The 17,131-nt window shown below is 58.6% G+C and carries 13 protein-coding genes; 3 read left to right on the top strand and 10 right to left on the bottom strand.

Annotated features, from left to right (window positions below; all coding sequences use genetic code 11):
* Nucleotides 1–7: 7 nt before the first annotated feature.
* Nucleotides 8–1,255, bottom strand: coding sequence for a TolC family protein (locus AC3IUF_RS19055; RefSeq protein WP_489278983.1), 1,248 nt, complete (start codon nucleotides 1,253–1,255; stop codon nucleotides 8–10).
* 536 nt (nucleotides 1,256–1,791) lie between these two features.
* On the opposite strand from AC3IUF_RS19055, the gene AC3IUF_RS19060 reads away from it, so the two are divergent.
* Both AC3IUF_RS19060 and AC3IUF_RS19065 read left to right on the top strand, forming a co-directional pair.
* A complete protein-coding gene (locus AC3IUF_RS19060) occupies nucleotides 1,792–2,466 on the top strand; it encodes a heavy metal response regulator transcription factor (protein ID WP_095048087.1) in 675 nt (224 codons plus the stop codon).
* Nucleotides 2,463–3,896, top strand: coding sequence for a heavy metal sensor histidine kinase (locus AC3IUF_RS19065; RefSeq protein ID WP_489278985.1), 1,434 nt, complete (start codon nucleotides 2,463–2,465; stop codon nucleotides 3,894–3,896). Before AC3IUF_RS19060 ends, AC3IUF_RS19065 begins: the two co-directional genes overlap by 4 nt.
* A gap of 661 nt (nucleotides 3,897–4,557) precedes the next feature.
* Here AC3IUF_RS19065 and AC3IUF_RS19070 read toward each other — a convergent pair.
* From AC3IUF_RS19070 to AC3IUF_RS19095, 6 genes are read right to left on the bottom strand one after another with little or no spacing between them, the layout of a single operon-like run.
* Nucleotides 4,558–6,300 carry an ABC transporter substrate-binding protein gene (locus AC3IUF_RS19070; protein WP_007912488.1) on the bottom strand — a complete coding sequence of 581 codons (1,743 nt, stop codon included), beginning with the start codon at nucleotides 6,298–6,300 and terminating at the stop codon, nucleotides 4,558–4,560.
* Nucleotides 6,301–6,347: 47 nt separating this feature from the next.
* Nucleotides 6,348–6,620 (bottom strand): DUF2160 domain-containing protein, encoded by a 273-nt coding sequence (locus tag AC3IUF_RS19075; RefSeq protein ID WP_007912485.1) that lies wholly within the window; start codon nucleotides 6,618–6,620, stop codon nucleotides 6,348–6,350.
* Nucleotides 6,621–6,630: 10 nt separating this feature from the next.
* On the bottom strand, nucleotides 6,631–7,431 hold the full coding sequence (locus tag AC3IUF_RS19080) for a carbohydrate ABC transporter permease (RefSeq protein ID WP_003192012.1): 801 nt from the start codon (nucleotides 7,429–7,431) through the stop codon (nucleotides 6,631–6,633).
* Between the two features lie 9 nt (nucleotides 7,432–7,440).
* Complete coding sequence (locus AC3IUF_RS19085) at nucleotides 7,441–8,307, bottom strand: carbohydrate ABC transporter permease (protein ID WP_007912484.1); 867 nt, start codon at nucleotides 8,305–8,307, stop codon at nucleotides 7,441–7,443.
* On the bottom strand, nucleotides 8,304–9,413 hold the full coding sequence (locus tag AC3IUF_RS19090) for an ABC transporter ATP-binding protein (protein ID WP_007912482.1): 1,110 nt from the start codon (nucleotides 9,411–9,413) through the stop codon (nucleotides 8,304–8,306). Before AC3IUF_RS19090 ends, AC3IUF_RS19085 begins: the two co-directional genes overlap by 4 nt.
* Nucleotides 9,413–10,507: an ABC transporter ATP-binding protein gene (locus AC3IUF_RS19095; protein ID WP_007912480.1), complete on the bottom strand. Its 1,095-nt coding sequence runs from the start codon at nucleotides 10,505–10,507 to the stop codon at nucleotides 9,413–9,415. Before AC3IUF_RS19095 ends, AC3IUF_RS19090 begins: the two co-directional genes overlap by 1 nt.
* 257 nt (nucleotides 10,508–10,764) lie before the next feature.
* On the opposite strand from AC3IUF_RS19095, the gene AC3IUF_RS19100 reads away from it, so the two are divergent.
* Nucleotides 10,765–12,603: a sigma-54-dependent Fis family transcriptional regulator gene (locus tag AC3IUF_RS19100; RefSeq protein ID WP_007912478.1), complete on the top strand. Its 1,839-nt coding sequence runs from the start codon at nucleotides 10,765–10,767 to the stop codon at nucleotides 12,601–12,603.
* 189 nt (nucleotides 12,604–12,792) lie between these two features.
* On the opposite strand, the gene AC3IUF_RS19105 is transcribed toward AC3IUF_RS19100, so the two are convergent.
* From AC3IUF_RS19105 to cysS, 3 genes are all read right to left on the bottom strand, one after another.
* Entirely contained in the window at nucleotides 12,793–14,010 is a 1,218-nt protein-coding gene (locus AC3IUF_RS19105; protein WP_007912476.1) for an MFS transporter, read from the bottom strand.
* A gap of 280 nt (nucleotides 14,011–14,290) precedes the next feature.
* A protein-coding gene (locus AC3IUF_RS19110) for an IS3 family transposase (protein WP_463543596.1) occupies nucleotides 14,291–15,474 on the bottom strand; the annotation gives its coding sequence in 2 pieces (ribosomal slippage) (nucleotides 14,291–15,210 and nucleotides 15,210–15,474; 1,185 coding nt in all).
* Nucleotides 15,475–15,728: 254 nt separating this feature from the next.
* Complete coding sequence (gene cysS / locus AC3IUF_RS19115; protein WP_489278986.1) at nucleotides 15,729–17,111, bottom strand: cysteine--tRNA ligase; 1,383 nt, start codon at nucleotides 17,109–17,111, stop codon at nucleotides 15,729–15,731.
* Nucleotides 17,112–17,131: the final 20 nt, after the last annotated feature.

The following is a 17,131-nucleotide window of genomic DNA, read 5'->3' on the forward strand; positions in this document are numbered from 1 at the left end:
GTGAAATTCAACGGCTGACGCTGAGGTCGCCAAAAATCCGTTCTATGCGTACGCGGGCGTCGGTGGCTTCGCTGACGGCCTGGATGTACTGGCTACGAGCGCTGATCAATGTGCGTTGCGCATCGAGTACATCGAGGAAGCCGAACTTGCCCATTTCGAAACCGCGTGTGGCGCTGTCGACCGCACTTTGCGCGGCGGGCAGGATGGTTTGGTTGAACGCGGTGACTTCGCCGTTGGCGGTCTGCCATTGCTCGAGACTGGTCTGGATTTCCGTGCGCAGTCGCAGCTCGGTGGCGTTGCGCAGATCCCGTGCCTGATCGGTTCGGCGGGCGGCCGCGAGGACGTTGCCCTGATTGCGGTTGAACAGCGGAATCGGCATCGACAGGCCGACCACGTTGACCCGCTCGCGCTCGGTTTCGCTGTACTGGCTGCCGATGCTCACGGTGAGATCGGGGATGCGCTGGGACTTTTCCAGGCCCAGCGATGCTTCGCGCTGATCGATCTGCAACTTGGCCAGACGCAGTTCGGCGGTTTCGTTCAGACGCTCGAGCAATCTTGTCGGTGGTGGAACGGCCGGCATGCTTTGCGTGGGCGCCTGCACCTTGGTCGACATCGGCAACGGCGCGCCCATGACCTGCGCCAGTTGTTGGTACGCGGTGGCCTGATCACGTTCGGCGCGGCTCAGTTCAAGGCGCACTTCCGAGAGCTGCACTTGTGCCCGCGTGCCCTCGACCGGCGACGATTTACCCGCCTCGATCCGCCCTTGCGCCACCCGCACACCGTGCTCGGCCAATTGCAGGGATTGCCGGGACAGCTGCAAACGTTGCTGCTCGGTTTGCGCGCTGTTGAACGCCTGAATTACATCTGCACGCAAGGCATTGCGCTTGCGCTCCAGTTCGATGCCGGCGGCGTCCTGCGCGCGGCTGGCGACGTCGATGCGCGCGCCGCGTTTGCCGCCCAGTTCGATCGGCTGACTGAGCATCACCGTGGTTGTGCGCGACTCGCGGCGAGTGTCTTCGGCTTCCCACGACACTTCGGGGTTGGGGATCAGGCCGGCCTGTTGGCGGTCACCTTCGGCGATGCCGATTTCCCATTGCGCTGCGGCCAGTTCCGGGTTGCCGGCGAAGGCACTTTGCAGGGCTTGCTCCAGCGTCAGGGTCGCTGCGTTCGCGAGGCTGGTACAGGCCAACAACAGGATGCCGCTGGCGGTTTTTTTCAGGCGTGATCGCGCCGTCAGTTCTATTAAACCGGGCAATGGAAGACTTCCTTTATTAAAGAATCTCGGATGCCGCCACGGTAGGGTTTTGAACTTATCGACAAGGTGACTGGAACATTACAAATCCGTTATCCACGGTTTGGGGAAGTTGTTTTGTTCTAGGATGCGAAGTGCAAATGGCTTTATCGAAATACATCGAAACAAAAACACGGTAGTTATCTGCTGAATCGCACTTGCCGGAATCAAACTCATGGGAATTTTGTGGCTTTCGCTGCGACCGGCTGTCGCAGAGCACCGTTTTAAAGCGCTTGGTGGTTGACCCTGTAGCCACTTCAACCTTTATCGTCCGTACTTCCCCTCACCCCAGCCCTCTCCCAGAGGGAGAGGGAGCCGACCGAGATGTCTGGCGTTATATATCGACCTGTTACATCTAGTCGATTATGGATTCAGTAATGTTTTTTCACGTCGGTGTAGTTCTGAAATATCCCGCATTCAGTCCCCTCTCCCCCCGGGAGAGGGCTAGGGTGAGGGGCCTTTTTAATTAAATACCCATTAAATAAAAGTGGTGAAAGATCATGCGAATCCTTGTCGTCGAGGACGAGCTTAAAGCTGCCGAATACTTGCATCAGGGTTTGACCGAAAGTGGTTATGTCGTTGACCACGCGGCCACCGGTGCCGATGGCCTGCACCTGGCGCAACAACAAGCCTATGACCTGATCATTCTCGATGTGAACCTGCCGGAACTCGACGGCTGGGGCGTGCTGGAACAACTGCGTCGCACCCATTCGACGCGGGTGATGATGCTCACCGCGCGCGGGCGCCTGGCGGACAAGATTCGTGGTCTTGATCTGGGCGCTGACGATTATCTGGTCAAGCCGTTCGAGTTCCCCGAACTGCTGGCGCGGGTGCGCACCTTGATGCGTCGCAGTGAAAACATCCCGGTGCCTCAGGTGCTGAAAGTCGCTGATCTGGAACTTGATCCGGGCCGCCATCGCGCGTTTCGCGGGCAACAGCGTATCGACCTGACCACCAAGGAGTTCGCCCTGCTGCATCTGCTGATGCGTCAGTCCGGCGAAGTGCTGACGCGCACGCAGATCATCTCGCTGGTGTGGGACATGAATTTCGACTGCGACACCAATGTGGTCGAGGTGTCGATCCGCCGTTTGCGGGCGAAGATCGATGACCCGTTCGACAGCAAACTGATTCACACCCTGCGCGGTGTCGGCTATGTGCTGGAGGCACGGGAATGAAGCCCTCCAGCCTGTCGATGCGCCTCGGTTTGACGGTGAGTATTCTCGGCGCGCTATTGGTGGTGTTCCTCGCGATCCTTGCCTATTTCGCGTTGACTCATGAACTGAACGCGCTGTCGCGCGACAGTCTGGAAAAGAAGATGGCGCAGGTCGAACACAGCCTGTCGTTGTACGTCGATGCCAATGAAATCACCGGCAAACCGCATATTCTGCTCGATCAGGTGATGGGGCATGACAACCTCACGCTGACCATTTATGACCGCCTCAATCAGCGCTCGCCGCTGCTCAAATCCGGCTCGGGATTGAGCGATCCGCGCGTCGAATTGAAAGCGGTGCGCGCCACCACCGATCAACTGACTTACAGCGACAGCACCGACGCGGAAGGCAAGAAATTCCTCACCGCCTCGAAACTGATTCGCCTCAAGGACAGCAGCAGCGTGCCGGTGCTGCTGTCAGTGGATAACGCCCACGATGAGGCGCTGCTCAGCGCCTATCTGCGCTCAACGCTGATTGCCTTGCCGTTGTTGCTGGTGTTTATCGGCCTGACCGCATGGGGCGCGGTGCAGCGTGGTTTGGCGCCGCTGCGCGAGTTTCGCAAAGTCGCGGCGATGGTCTCGACCCAGGACCTGGAACACCGGCTGTCCGTGGTGAACATGCCGCAGGAGTTGAGCGAATTGGCGCAAGGCATCAACTTCATGCTGCATCGGCTCGATGCCGGGGTGCAGCAGTTGTCGCAGTTCTCTGATGACCTGGCGCATGAGTTGCGTACGCCGATCAACAACCTGATGGGCAAAGCGCAGGTGACCTTGTCCCGCGAACGCACGACCGAGGAATACAAGGACGTGCTGGTGTCGTGCACCGAGGAACTGGAGCGCGTGGCGCGGATTGTCTCGGACATGTTGTTTCTCGCGCAGGTGAGTCATCCGTCGGCGCTGGCGCCGTTTGAATCGGTGGCGCTGGAGGACGAGGCGGCGAAGGTCGCTGAGATGTTTTCGCTGTCGGCGCAGGATAAGAACATTCACTTGAATGTCGTTGGCAGTGCGACGGTAATGGGTGATCGGCTGATGATTCAGCGGGCAATTTCCAATCTGCTGTCGAATGCGCTGCGCCACTGCCCGAGCGGGAAAACCGTGACGTTGCTGATCGAACAAGGTGCGACCCAGACCTCCCTGTTGGTCAGCAACCCCGGTGCCGGGATCGAGGCGCAACACCTGCCACATCTGTTCGACCGCTTCTACCGTGTCGACAGCAGCCGCTCGCGCTCGCAGGGCAGCACCGGGCTGGGCCTGGCGATCGTGCGCTCGATCATGAGCCTGCATCAGGGGGTCGCGGAGGTTAAGAGCTTGCCGGGGGCGATGACTGTGTTCAGGCTTGGGTTTCCTGCGGTGCCGCCAATGGCCCCTTCGCTTGCAGGCAAGCTCCCACAGTGATCTGCGGCGTGCCCGGAGTTTGTGAACATCAAAGAAAACTGTGGGAGCCTGGCTTGCCAGCGATGGCGACGGGTCGGTCGATATCAATGTTGAATGTCAGATCGAATCGCTGGCAAGCCAGCTCCCACAGTGATCTGCGGCGTGCCCGGAGTTTGTGAACATCACAGAAACCTGTGGGAGCCTGGCTTGCCAGCGATGGCGGCGGGTCGGTCGATATCAATGTTGAATGTCAGATCGAATCGCTGGCAAGCCAGCTCCCACAGTGATCTGCGGCGTGCCCGGAGTTCGTGAACATCACAGAAACCTGTGGGAGCCTGGCTTGCCAGCGATGGCGACGGGTCGGTCGATATCAATGTTGAATGTCAGATCGAATCGCTGGCAAGCCAGCTCCCACAGTGATCTGCGGCGTACCCGGAGTTTGTGAACATCAGAGAAAACTGTGGGAGCCTGGATTGCCAGCGATGGCGACGGGTCAGTCGATATCAATGTTGAATGTCAGATCGAATCGCTGGCAAGCCAGCTCCCACAGTGATCTGCGGCGTGCCCGGAGTTTGTGAACATCACAGAAACCTGTGGGAGCTTGCCTGCAAGCGAAAGCGGTAGATCAGGCAGCAAAAAAAACGGCACCTTCCGGTGCCGTTCGCCTTTCACAGTTCCACTATCACTTACGCGCATCCGCCCACGATTTCAGCAGTTCGTTGTAGCTCACGGTCTCGCCTTTCGGCTTCTCGTTGGCCAGTTTCGGTTTCGGTGCGCCCGGTTGATCAAACCAGTACTGAGCATCGCGCTCCGGATTCATCTTCGGTGCACAAACCGCCTGGGCTTTGGAGCGTTCCAGACGCGTCATGATCGCGTCCTGATCCTTGGCCAAGCCATCCAGCGCCTGTTGCGGGGTCTTCTCGCCGCTGGCCGCTTCGGCGATGTGGCTCCACCACAGTTGCGCCAAACGCGGGTAGTCCGGCACGTTGGTGCCGGTCGGGGTCCATTGCACGCGGGCCGGGCTGCGGTAGAACTCGACCAGACCACCGAGTTTCGGCGCCAGATCGGTCATCGCCTGCGAGTTGATGTCCGACTCGCGAATCGGCGTCAGACCGACGATGGTTTTCTTCAGCGAGACAGTTTTCGAGGTAACGAACTGCGCGTACAGCCACGCTGCCAGCTTCTGTTTCTCAGGCGTGGATTTCATGAACGTCCACGAACCCACATCCTGATAACCGAGCTTCATGCCCTCTTCCCAATACGGCCCACGCGGCGATGGCGCCATCCGCCATTTCGGCGTGCCGTCGGCGTTGACCACCGGCAGGCCCGGTTTGGTCATGTCGGCAGTGAACGCGGTGTACCAGAAGATCTGCTGAGCAATGTTGCCCTGCGACGGCACCGGACCGGATTCGGAGAAGGTCATGCCCGCCGCTTCCGGTGGCGCGTACTTCTTCAGCCAGTCGACATACTTGGTGGTGGCGAACACCGCGGCCGGGCCGTTGGTATCGCCGCCACGGGTCACACTGGAGCCGACCGGATGGCAATCCTCAACACGAATCCCCCATTCGTCCACCGGCAAACCGTTGGGCAGGCCTTTGTCACCGCCGCCGGCCATGGAGAACCAGGCATCGGTGAAACGCCAGCCCAGCGACGGGTCTTTCTTGCCGTAGTCCATGTGCCCGTACACACGTTTGCCGTCGATTTCCTTGACGTCTTCGCTGAAGAATTTGGCGATGTCTTCATAGGCCGACCAGTTCACCGGCACGCCCAATTCGTAGCCGTATTTTTCCTTGAACTTGGCTTTCAGATCGGCACGCTCGAACCAGTCGGCGCGGAACCAGTACAGGTTGGCGAATTGCTGGTCAGGCAGTTGATAAATCTTGCCGTCCGGCGCGGTGGTAAACGAGATACCGATGAAGTCCTTGATGTCGAGGGTCGGCGAAGTGAAGTTCTTGCCTTCGTTGGCCATCAGGTCGGTGATCGATTCGGTCTTGCCGTAGCGAAAGTGCGTACCGATCAGGTCCGAGTCGTTGACCCAGCCGTCATAGATATTCTTGTCGGACTGCATCACCGTCTGCATTTTTTCCACCACGTCGCCTTCTTGCAGCAGGTCGTGGGTGAGCTTGATCCCGGTGATTTCGCTGAACGCCTTGGCCAGCACTTTCGACTCGTATTCATGGGTGGTCAGGGTCTCGGAAACGACCTTGATGTCCATGCCGCGAAACGGCTCGGCGGCCTTGATGAACCACTTCAGTTCTTCGAGTTGCTGCTCGGCCGTCAGGGTCGACGGTTTGAATTCACTGCCGATCCATTTTTTCGCCGCGTCCTCGTAGGCATCGGCCCAGGCGGATGCGCTCAAACCGCTGAGTGCCAGCATGGCTGCCAATGAAATGCTATGTCGCAGCTTATTGTTTTTGTCGAACATAGAGACCTCCTGTTTAAGTTGTGGAGCCGCGTTGCCGAACGACTCGACTAGCCCCAACGCATCACAGCCAACAGCCACACCAGGGACAACGCGGACGCCACCCAGATGCTCCAGTCGGTGGCGCCGATCACCAGCAAATGCAGGTAGGCGCTGCCGAGAAGACCGATAAACAAACGATCACCACGGGTGGTGGCAATCGGCAGAAAACCTCGCCGCAGGATGCTCGGCGAACGCAATTCCCAAGTGGTCATGCCGACCAGAATCAGGCCGATGACGATGAAGAATGCTGCGGTAGGCGTGGTCCAGCTCATCCATTCCATCATCAGCTCCTCAGACCCGACCGAGGGCAAAGCCCTTGGCCACGTGGTTGCGAACAAACCAGATCACCAGCATGCCCGGCAGAATGGTCAACACCCCCGCCGCTGCCAGCACGCCCCAATCGATACCCGACGCCGACACCGTGCGCGTCATCACCGCCGCAATCGGCTTGGCGTTTACCGAGGTCAACGTGCGCGCGAGCAGCAGTTCGACCCAGGAAAACATAAAGCAGAAAAACGCCGTCACACCGATGCCGGAGCCGATCAGCGGGATGAAAATCTTCACGAAGAACTTGGGGAAACTGTAGCCGTCGATGTAGGCGGTTTCGTCAATTTCCTTCGGAACCCCAGACATGAACCCTTCGAGAATCCACACCGCCAATGGCACGTTAAACAGGCAATGCGCCAAGGCCACGGCGATGTGCGTATCGAACAGCCCAATCGACGAATACAACTGGAAAAACGGCAGCAGAAACACCGCCGGCGGCGCCATGCGGTTGGTCAGCAGCCAGAAAAACAGGTGCTTGTCGCCGAGAAAACGGTAGCGCGAAAACGCATACGCCGCCGGCAACGCCACGCTCAGCGAGATCACCGTGTTCAGGCTGACGTAATACAGCGAGTTCAGATATCCGGTGTACCAGCTCGGATCGGTGAAGATCACCTTGTAGTTCGCCAGCGTGAAGTCCTGTGGGAAAAGTGTGAGGCCACCAAGGATTTCGGTGTTGCTCTTGAACGACATGTTCAGCAGCCAGTAGATCGGCACCAGCAGGAACAGGATGTACACCAGCAATGGAATCAGCTTTCTCTTGCTCATGGCCGGGCCTCAGCGGTTGGCGTCGGAGTGCGTCATGGCGGTGTAGAACAGCCAGGACACCAACAGGATGATCAGGAAGTACACCAGCGAAAACGCCGCTGCCGGACCGAGGTCGAATTGCCCTACGGCCATCTGGGTCAACGTCTGACTCAGGAAGGTCGTGGCATTGCCCGGCCCGCCGCCGGTGAGCACGAACGGCTCGGTGTAGATCATGAAACTGTCCATAAACCGCAGCATCACCGCGATCAGCAGCACGCTCTTCAGTTTGGGCAATTGGATATGGCGGAACACCGCCCAGGCCGAGGCCCGGTCGATCCGCGCGGCCTGGTAATACACGTCGGGAATTGCGCGCAAACCGGAGAAGCACAGCAGCGCCACCAACGAAGTCCAGTGCCAGACGTCCATCACCAGCACTGTCACCCAGGCGTCCATGGTGTTGGCCGCATAGTTGTAGCTGATGCCCATCGCGTTGAGGCTGGAACCGAGCAAACCAATGTCGGCACGGCCGAAGATCTGCCAGATGGTGCCGACCACGTTCCACGGGATCAGCAACGGAATCGCCAGAATGATCAGCACCACCGACGACCAGCGGCCCTTGGTCGGCATGGTCAGCGCAACGGCAATGCCCAGCGGAATTTCGATCAGCAACACACACGCGGAGTAGATGAACTGGCGCAGTAATGAGTCGTGCAAACGTGGATCGAGCAGCACTTGTTTGTACCAGTCGGCGCCGACGAAGTAGCGGCTGGACTGGTCGAAGATGTCCTGCACCGAGTAGTTGACCACGGTCATCATCGGGATCACCGCACTGAACGCCACCAGCAGGAACACCGGCAACACCAGCCACCAGGCCTTGTTGTTCTGCACCTTGTTCATGGCTGCACCTCATCGTCGGCTTCGAGCAGAAATTCATCGGCATAAACCATCAACCACTGCGCCGGGAAACTGATGTACGCCGTGCCTTGGGGAACCGGTTTGTCTTCGGCCAGCCGCACTTTCAGCGGTGCGCCGTCGAGGTCGAGGGTCATGATCTTGTAGGTGCCGAGGTCTTCGACGTGTACGACCCTGGCCTGCATCGCGTCATCAAACGGCTCGTCCCAGACATGAATAAACTCCGGGCGGATGCCGACCTTCAGATTTTTCCATTGACCGTGTTCGATATGGCGCTGCATGGCGTCGGACAACGGCAGGTGCGTCGAGGCGAAACCGACGCCGCCGGGCTGCGGCTGCACCTCGATCAGGTTCATCCCGGGGCTGCCGATGAAATAGCCGACAAAGGTGTGGCTCGGCCGCTCGAACAATTCCCGTGGCGTGCCGAACTGGACGATCTGACCGCCGTACATCACCGCAATCTTGTCGGCGAAGGTCGAGGCCTCCAGTTGATCGTGGGTGACGTAGACCATGGTGATGTTGAACTGCTCGTGGATCTGCTTGAGCTTGCGCCGCAGTTTCCACTTCAGGTGCGGATCGATCACCGTCAGCGGTTCATCGAAGAGGATCGCCGAGACATCGTCACGCACCAGACCACGGCCCATCGAGACTTTCTGTTTTTCGTCGGCGGTGAGGTTGCGCGCCTTCTTGCTCAGGAGGTTTTGCAGGTCGAGGACTTCGGCAATTTCCTGCACCTTGCTGTGCACTTTCGCCTCGGCCATGCCCTGATTGCGCAGGGGGAAAGCCAGGTTATCGAACACGGTCATGGTGTCGTAGACCACCGGAAACTGGAAAACCTGGGCGATGTTGCGCTTCTCCGGCGTCAGGTCGTTGACCGCTTTGCCGTCGAACAACACATGGCCCTGCGAGGGGCTGAGCAGTCCGGAGATGATGTTGAGCAAGGTCGACTTGCCGCAACCCGACGGCCCGAGCAAGGCGTAAGCACCGCCCTGCTCCCAGACGTGATCCATCTCGCGGATCGCATAATCCTCGGCGCCGCTCGGGGTTTTGCTGTAGCTGTGGGCGAGGTGCTGCAAACGGATTTCGGCCATCAGGCAACCCTCGCGACACGCCGGCCCGGTGCTTGCACCAGACGGCCCTGCGCATCGAAAACGAACAGTTTGTGAGTCGGGATGTAAATGCGGATTGGCGCATCGACGTCGTATTCGTGAACGCCGGGCAAGTGCAGCACCAGCAGGAAATGCTCGTTGCGCACATGCAGGAAGGTTTCCGAACCGCTGATCTCGGCGACTTCGACGGTGACTGCCAGTTCGAGGTCGTCATCGTTGCTCGGCACCAGCGAGATGTGGCTGGGGCGTACGCCAAAACGGAACTCGCCCTCGCCCACCGGGCGCAGATCGACGTTCAACGGGAAGTGCACAAAATTGGCGAAGCTGACTTCGTTGCCGGCGATGCGCCCGGGCATCAGGTTGATCGGCGGTTCGGAGAACAATTCGGCGGCGAGCACGGTTTGCGGCTGGTGATAGACCGAAGTCGACGGGCCGCTCTGAATCACCCGGCCTTCGTGAAGAATCGTCGTGGTGCCGCCGAGTGCCAGCGCTTCGTTGGGTTCGGTGGTGGCGTAGATCGCGATGGTGTGGCGCGCCTTGAACAGCTCGCGCATTTCCTGACGCAGCTCTTCGCGCAGTTTGTAGTCGAGGTTGACCAGCGGCTCATCGAACAGGATCAGCTCGGCGTCCTTGACCAACGCGCGGGCCATGGCCGTGCGCTGCTGTTGACCGCCGGACAGCTCCAGCGGATAGCGCTGCAGAAACTTCTCGATGCGCAGCATCTTCGCAGTTTCCTGCACTTTGCTGTGGATGATCTCTTTCGAGACACCGGCCTGACGCAACGGCGAGGCGATGTTCTCGAACACGGTCATGGTCGGGTAATTGATGAACTGCTGATAAACCATCGACACGTTGCGCAAACGCACCGGGCGTTGGGTGACGTCGACGCCGTTCATCAGGATGCGCCCGCTATCGGGCTTATCGAGCCCGGCCATTAAACGCATGAGGCTGGTTTTGCCGGACAGCGTGCGGCCGAGCAAAACGTTGAACGAACCGGGTTCGAATTTCAGGCACGCATCGTCGATCCAGGTCTGGCCCTCGACGGTACGGCTGACGTGCTCCAGGGTGAGTGACATGGCTCGGCCTTTTTATTATTGGAGTCAATCGACCTGTGCACGGGAGCGAGTTTCGTGCCAAAAATACTAAGTGATTGATTTGTCGCGAAAATCGGTGAAAGCGTGGGGAAACGGCGTTCATTGCTGAACACATTTGAACAGTTGACCGATTGACAATGAACAATAGTGAACAACACTCTATGAACGCTTTTTGCGAACCGATCCCCCTGTAGGATCGAATAACAATAATAAGAATGCTGCATCAGAGGCTGACTGCCATGGCCGCACCTGCCCCGCCGCTGTCCCACGACGCGATCGTCCAGACGTCCTGGCAACGTTGTCGCGCGTTCGGTCTCGACCACCAAAGCACGCCGGCCTTCGATCAACTGCCTGCCGCCGGCATTGCGCAGTTGCTCGACAGCCATCATTCACTGGTGCAGACCACGCACCAGGAAGTCCTGCCCTACTACGAAAACATCCTCAGCAACTCCAACTGCCTGATCATGCTCGCCGACAATCAGGGCCAGGTGCTGACCTCGTGGGGCACGCAACGCTTTATCGAACCGAATCTGGCCAGGGGTTTTCAGGCTGGGGCGAGCTGGATGGAGCGCTGCAGCGGTACCAATGCGATCGGCACGGCACTGGCATGTGAGCAAGCGGTGCACATTGAACACGACGAACACTTTCTCAAGGCCAACCGCTTCATGACCGGTTCTGCCGCGCCGATTTTCGACGCCGAACGTAAAGTGATCGCAGTGCTCGACGTGTCTAGCGACAGTTATCTACCGCCCTCGCACACCCTGGGCATGGTCAAGATGATGAGCCAGACCGTGGAAAACCGGTTGATCCTCAACCTGTTCCATGGCCAGCATTTTCAACTGACTTTCAACACCGGGTTGAACAACCTCGACAGTCAGTGGGCCGGGTTGTTGATCTTTGATGAGAGCGGTCAGGTGCTGTCGGCCAATCGCCGGGCGGACAATTTGCTCGGCGTGCGTTTGTCGCGGGTCAGCGTTGAGAGCCTGTTCAAAGTGTCGCTGCTGGAATTGATCAACCAGCCGGACGGTTTGCCGTTTGCCTTGCAGACCTCTGGGCGTAACCGTTTTCAATGTTTGTTGAAGCGGCCGAAACAGGCGTCGATTCAACCGCGCGTTTTTGCTGCTGAACCCAAAACCGCCGCGCCCACCGCCATCAGCCTCAACACCCTGCACTTCGGCGACAGTCGCGTGGAAAAAGCCGTGCGGCAGGCTGAGCGGTTACTGGAGAAAGACATTCCGCTGCTGATCCATGGCGAAACCGGGGTCGGCAAAGAGGTCTTCGTCAAAGCCCTGCACCAGGCTAGCTCTCGCAGCAAACAAGCCTTCATTGCCGTCAACTGTGCGGCGATCCCCGCCGAACTGGTCGAATCCGAGTTATTCGGTTACGAGAAAGGCGCGTTCACCGGGGCCAACCAGAAAGGCAGCATAGGGCTGATTCGCAAGGCGGATAAAGGCACGCTGTTCCTCGATGAAATCGGCGATATGCCGCTGCCGACGCAGGCGCGGTTGTTGCGGGTGTTGCAGGAGCGCTGCGTGCAACCGGTGGGCAGTAGCGAATTGTTCCCGGTGGATTTGCGGATTATTTCGGCGACTAACCGTTCTCTGCGTGAACAAGTGCAGTTGGGGCGGTTTCGTGAGGATTTGTATTACCGCATTGGTGGTTTGACCCTGGAACTGCCGCCGCTGAGGGAGCGCAGTGACAAGGAGGCGTTGTTTAAGCGATTGTGGGAACAGCATCGTGAACCGACGCAGTGGGCGGGGTTGAGCCAGGAAGTGCTGGAGCTGTTCAGCCGTCATCCGTGGCCGGGGAATTTGCGTCAGGTCAGTAGTGTGATGCAGGTGGCGTTGGCGATGGCTGAGGAACAGCCGGTGAGGCTGGAGCATTTGCCGGATGATTTTTTTGTGGATCTGGAGATGGAGCCGGTTGAGAGCGCGGCGCCGTTGGGGCTGGATTTGAATGATGTGGAAGCGTTGAACCGGGAGTTGAAGGCTTCCGGGGGCAATATTTCGCATCTGGCGCGACGTTTGGGTGTTAGCCGCAATACGCTCTATAAACGGTTGCGGCAGATTGAAGGTTGAGTGAACCCCTTCCCCTCATCGGAACGCCGCCCGCCCATCCCTCTCCCGGAGGTAGAGGGAGCCGACCGAGGTGTCTGGCGTTGTACATCGACCTGAAACACCCGGTCGATTATGGATTCGGTACAGCACGTTCAGGTCGGTGTATTTCCTGAACATCCCCCATTCAGTCCCCTCTCCTGGGGGAGAGGGCTAGGGTGAGGGCGAAAGTTCTGGCTCAACATGCGCAACCGAAGCCGCCTCCAATGTTCGCAACCCCACCAGCACAACCACCACCATCATCAATCCCGCACCAATAGCCACCGCAAATCCCGCGCGCGCGCCGAAGGCATCAATAACCAACCCTGCCAGCATGCCGCCCAGCGCAACACCAACGCTGATACCGGTAGTCATCCATGTCAGCCCCTCCGTGATCCGCGACGGAGGAATAATGATCGTCCCCATTTTCATCACCACGACCATCGTCGGCGCAAATGAGATGCCGGCGATAAACAGCGCCGCTGTCAGCACATAAACATCCGTTGCAAAAACAGGCAGTACACCGGTGAACGCCGTCACCAATATCCCGATCAGAAACTGTTTTTCAATCGCCAGGGAAACCCTCATCGCACCGAACGTCAAACCCGCCACCAGTGAACCGAACGCATAGGCCGCGAGGATAAAGGTCGCCGAGGCTGGCCAGCCCTGCGCATTGGCGAACGCGACGACGGCCACATCGATTGCTCCGCCAATGACACCCATCGCCAACAGCGCCAGCACAATGGTGCGTACGCCGGGAATCCGCAGGGTTGAGCCGCCATGACTGGCGTGGCCCACGACAACTTTAGGTTCAGTCTGGCGTTGCAGGAGAAACGCCGTCACCCCGACGGCCAGCAACCCGACCGCGACCAGTGGCCCCGCCTCGGCAAAGAAACTCACGCTCAAGCCGATCGCCAGCGGCGGACCGACGATGTAGGCCATTTCGGTGAGGACCGTGTCCAGCGAAAACGCCGTGTGCAACTGCGGCTTGCCCCGGAACAACTGCGACCATCGCGCGCGAATCATCGACGGCATGCTCGGCATCGTCCCCGCCAGTGCGGCCAGAACAAACAGCAGCGCGGCCGGTGCCCGCATGTAAACCGCAAGGATCAGGGCCAGCAACATGGCAATGCTGAACGCCGTGACAACGGGTAGCACACGGCTCTGGCCATGTTGATCGACCAGTCTCGAGATGTACGGGCCGAGCAGTGCGTTGGCCAGGGTGAACGTCCCGGCGACGGTGCCGGCCAGCCAGTAAACCCCGGTCTGCTGCACCAGCATGGTGATGATGCCGATGCCGATCATTGCCTGTGGCAAGCGGGCGATAGAACTCGCGAGCACTAACCCGGTGGCGCCGGGGGTCGTTAGCAGCTCGCGGTAGTGATTGGCCATGGTGTCTCCATTCGATATTCATCGCCGCTCAGCATCCGGCTGAACGCGTTGCCGACATCAAGACCTACGCGAACGTCAAAAGCAACCCTCACCCCAGCCCTCTCCCGGTGGGAGAGGGAGCTGACCGAGGTGTCTCGAGTCATCCATCGACCTGAAAGAACCAGTCGATTATGGATTTGGTACGGAGCGTTGAGGTCGGTGGATCGCTTTGACACCATTCCCCTCACCCCAGCCCTCTCCCAGAGGGAGAGGGAGCTGACCGAGGTGTCTGGTGCAGTGGTCAACTAATTCCGGACACCTCGATAGGTGGTTTTGACGCCATCGCTCGCTCATAAACGGTCGGTGGCAGATATCCCAGTTTCGAGTGCAGCCGTTCGTTGTTGTAAAACCCAACGATGTATTCGGTGATGTCGCGGATCGCTTCAGCGTGGTTCGCGTAGTCACGTCGCCATACCCGCTCCATTTTCAAACTCAAAAAGAAGCGCTCCATCACTGCGTTGTCCCAGCAATTACCTTTACGGCTCATGCTCTGCTGCATGTCGTTTCTTGCCAGTAATTCTCTGTAAGCTGCACTCGCATATTGGCTACCCCGATCTGAGTGGGCAATCAAGCCTGGTGGCGGTTGACGTTGCGCGATAGCCAGTTGCATCGCAGTGCACACCAGCTCTGCCGGCATGTTCGGAGCCATCGACCAGCCCACTATCTTGCGTGAAAACAAGTCCAATACCACGGCCAGATACAACCAGCCACTGCGGGTGCGGATATAGGTGATGTCGGCTACCCAAGCCTTGTTTGGCGCCACTTGGTCAAAATTTCTGCTCAGTACATTCTCTGCAATCGGCAGGTCATGATTACTATCGGTTGTGTGTACAAACTTGCGCTTCCAGGCTGAACGCAGTCCGTTAGCCCGCATCAATCGACGGATTTTATACAGCCCGACAAGCATGCCTTTACCGCGCAAAGCGTCGCGCAAAGGGCGGCTGCCGTAGCAGCCTCCACTCTCGGCGAAAGACGCCTTGAGTTGCACAAGAACAGGACAACTCTGCCGAACAGGCGCATCAGCACGCTTCTGAGACTCATAGAAGCCTGAACGACTGATGCTCAGCAACCGACAGACATGTGCCACTGAGTAAGCCTTCTGTTGCAGCTGCCGAACCAGTCGATACCTTACTTCAGCTCGCGGGCAAAGAAGGCGGTAGCCTTTTTTAAGATGTCGTTGTCCACCTTGAGCTGACGATTTTCCTGTTCCAATTGCCGGATGCGCTGTTGCTCTGCCGTTAATGGCTTGCCGATTCCGGCCTGCCCCAGTTGCTCTGCCTCGTATTGCTGAACCCAGCGTCGAACGGCTGTCTCACCAATGTTCAGATCCTGGCAAACCTGTACAACGGTGAGTCCCTGATCCTTGATCATCTTCACGACTTGCAGCTTGAAGCTGTCGTCGAATGCCCTGCGTTTTTTAGTCATGAATAACTCCTCGATAGATGTATTTTCCACCTATCGGGGTGTCCGGGGAAATTAGACCACTGCATGGCGTTGTGCATCGACCTGAAAGATTGTGTCGATTATGGATTCGGCAGAAATCGCTCAGGTCGGCGTATCTCGCAAGCATCCCCCATTCGGTCCCCTCTCCCTCTGGGAGAGGGTTAGGGTGAGGGGCTTTTCTCGCGGCCAAACAAAAACCCGCACACGGCGGGTTTTGTTTGTAACAAGTACAGCTTTCAGTCAGCCAGACGCCAGGTAGTCCCACCCTTGCCGTCTTCCAGCACAACGCCCATCGCCGTCAGTTGATCACGAATCCGATCCGACTCGGCCCAATCCTTACCCGCACGTGCCGCCAGACGCGCCGCAATCAACGCATCAACCTCAGCCGCATCGACACGCCCTTCAGCGCCCGCCTGCAGGAAGTCATCCGCTTCCAACTGCAACACACCCAGCACACTCGCCAGCTCTTTCAGACGTGCCGCCAGACCTGCCGCTGCATCAAGATCGCTCTCGCGCAGACGGTTGATCTCACGCACCATCTCGAACAGCACGGCACAGGCTTCCGGCGTACCGAAGTCGTCGTTCATCACCGCAGTGAAGCGTTCAACAAACGCTTCGCCGCCAGCAGGCGCCACAGTCGGCAGGCCTTTCAACGCGTGATAGAAACGCTCCAGAGCGCCTTTGGCGTCCTTGAGGTTGTCTTCCGAGTAGTTGATCGCGCTGCGGTAGTGGCTCGACACCAGCAGGTAACGCACGACCTCAGGGTGGTACTTTTCCAGCACGTCGCGAATGGTGAAGAAGTTGTTCAAGGACTTGGACATCTTCTCGCCATTGATGCGAATCATGCCGCAATGCATCCACGCATTGGCGTAGGTCTTGCCGGTGGCCGCTTCGCTCTGGGCGATTTCGTTTTCGTGGTGCGGGAACTCAAGGTCGCTGCCGCCGCCATGAATGTCGAAAGTCTCGCCGAGGCAGCAGGTGGACATCACCGAGCACTCGATGTGCCAGCCCGGACGCCCGGCACCCCACGGCGATTCCCAGCTCGGCTCGCCCGGTTTGGCGGCTTTCCACAGCACGAAATCCAGCGGGTCCTGTTTCGACTCGTCGACTTCGATGCGGGCGCCGATGCGCAGGTCTTCGATTTTCTTGCGCGACAGCTTGCCGTAGCCCATGAACTTGGCGACGCGGTAGTACACGTCGCCATTGCCCGGAGCGTAGGCGTAGCCCTTGTCGATCAAGGTCTGGATCATCGCGTGCATGCCCGGAATGTGATCCGTGGCGCGCGGCTCCATGTCCGGCTTCTTGATGTTCAGGCGCGCTTCGTCCTCGTGCATCGCGGCGATCATGCGCTCGGTCAACGCTTCGAACGATTCACCGTTCTCGTTGGCGCGGTTGATGATCTTGTCGTCGATGTCGGTGATGTTGCGCACGTAGGTCAGGTCGTAATCGCTGAACCGCAACCAGCGGGTCACCAGGTCGAACGCGACCATGCTGCGGCCGTGGCCGAGGTGGCAGTAGTCGTACACGGTCATCCCGCAGACGTACATGCGCACCTTGTTGCCATCCAGCGGCTTGAAGACTTCTTTGCTCTTGGTGAGCGTGTTGTAGATCGTTAGCACGTTATTTCCTTTGACGCTGA

The organism is Pseudomonas sp. KH_040, assembly GCF_057839305.1.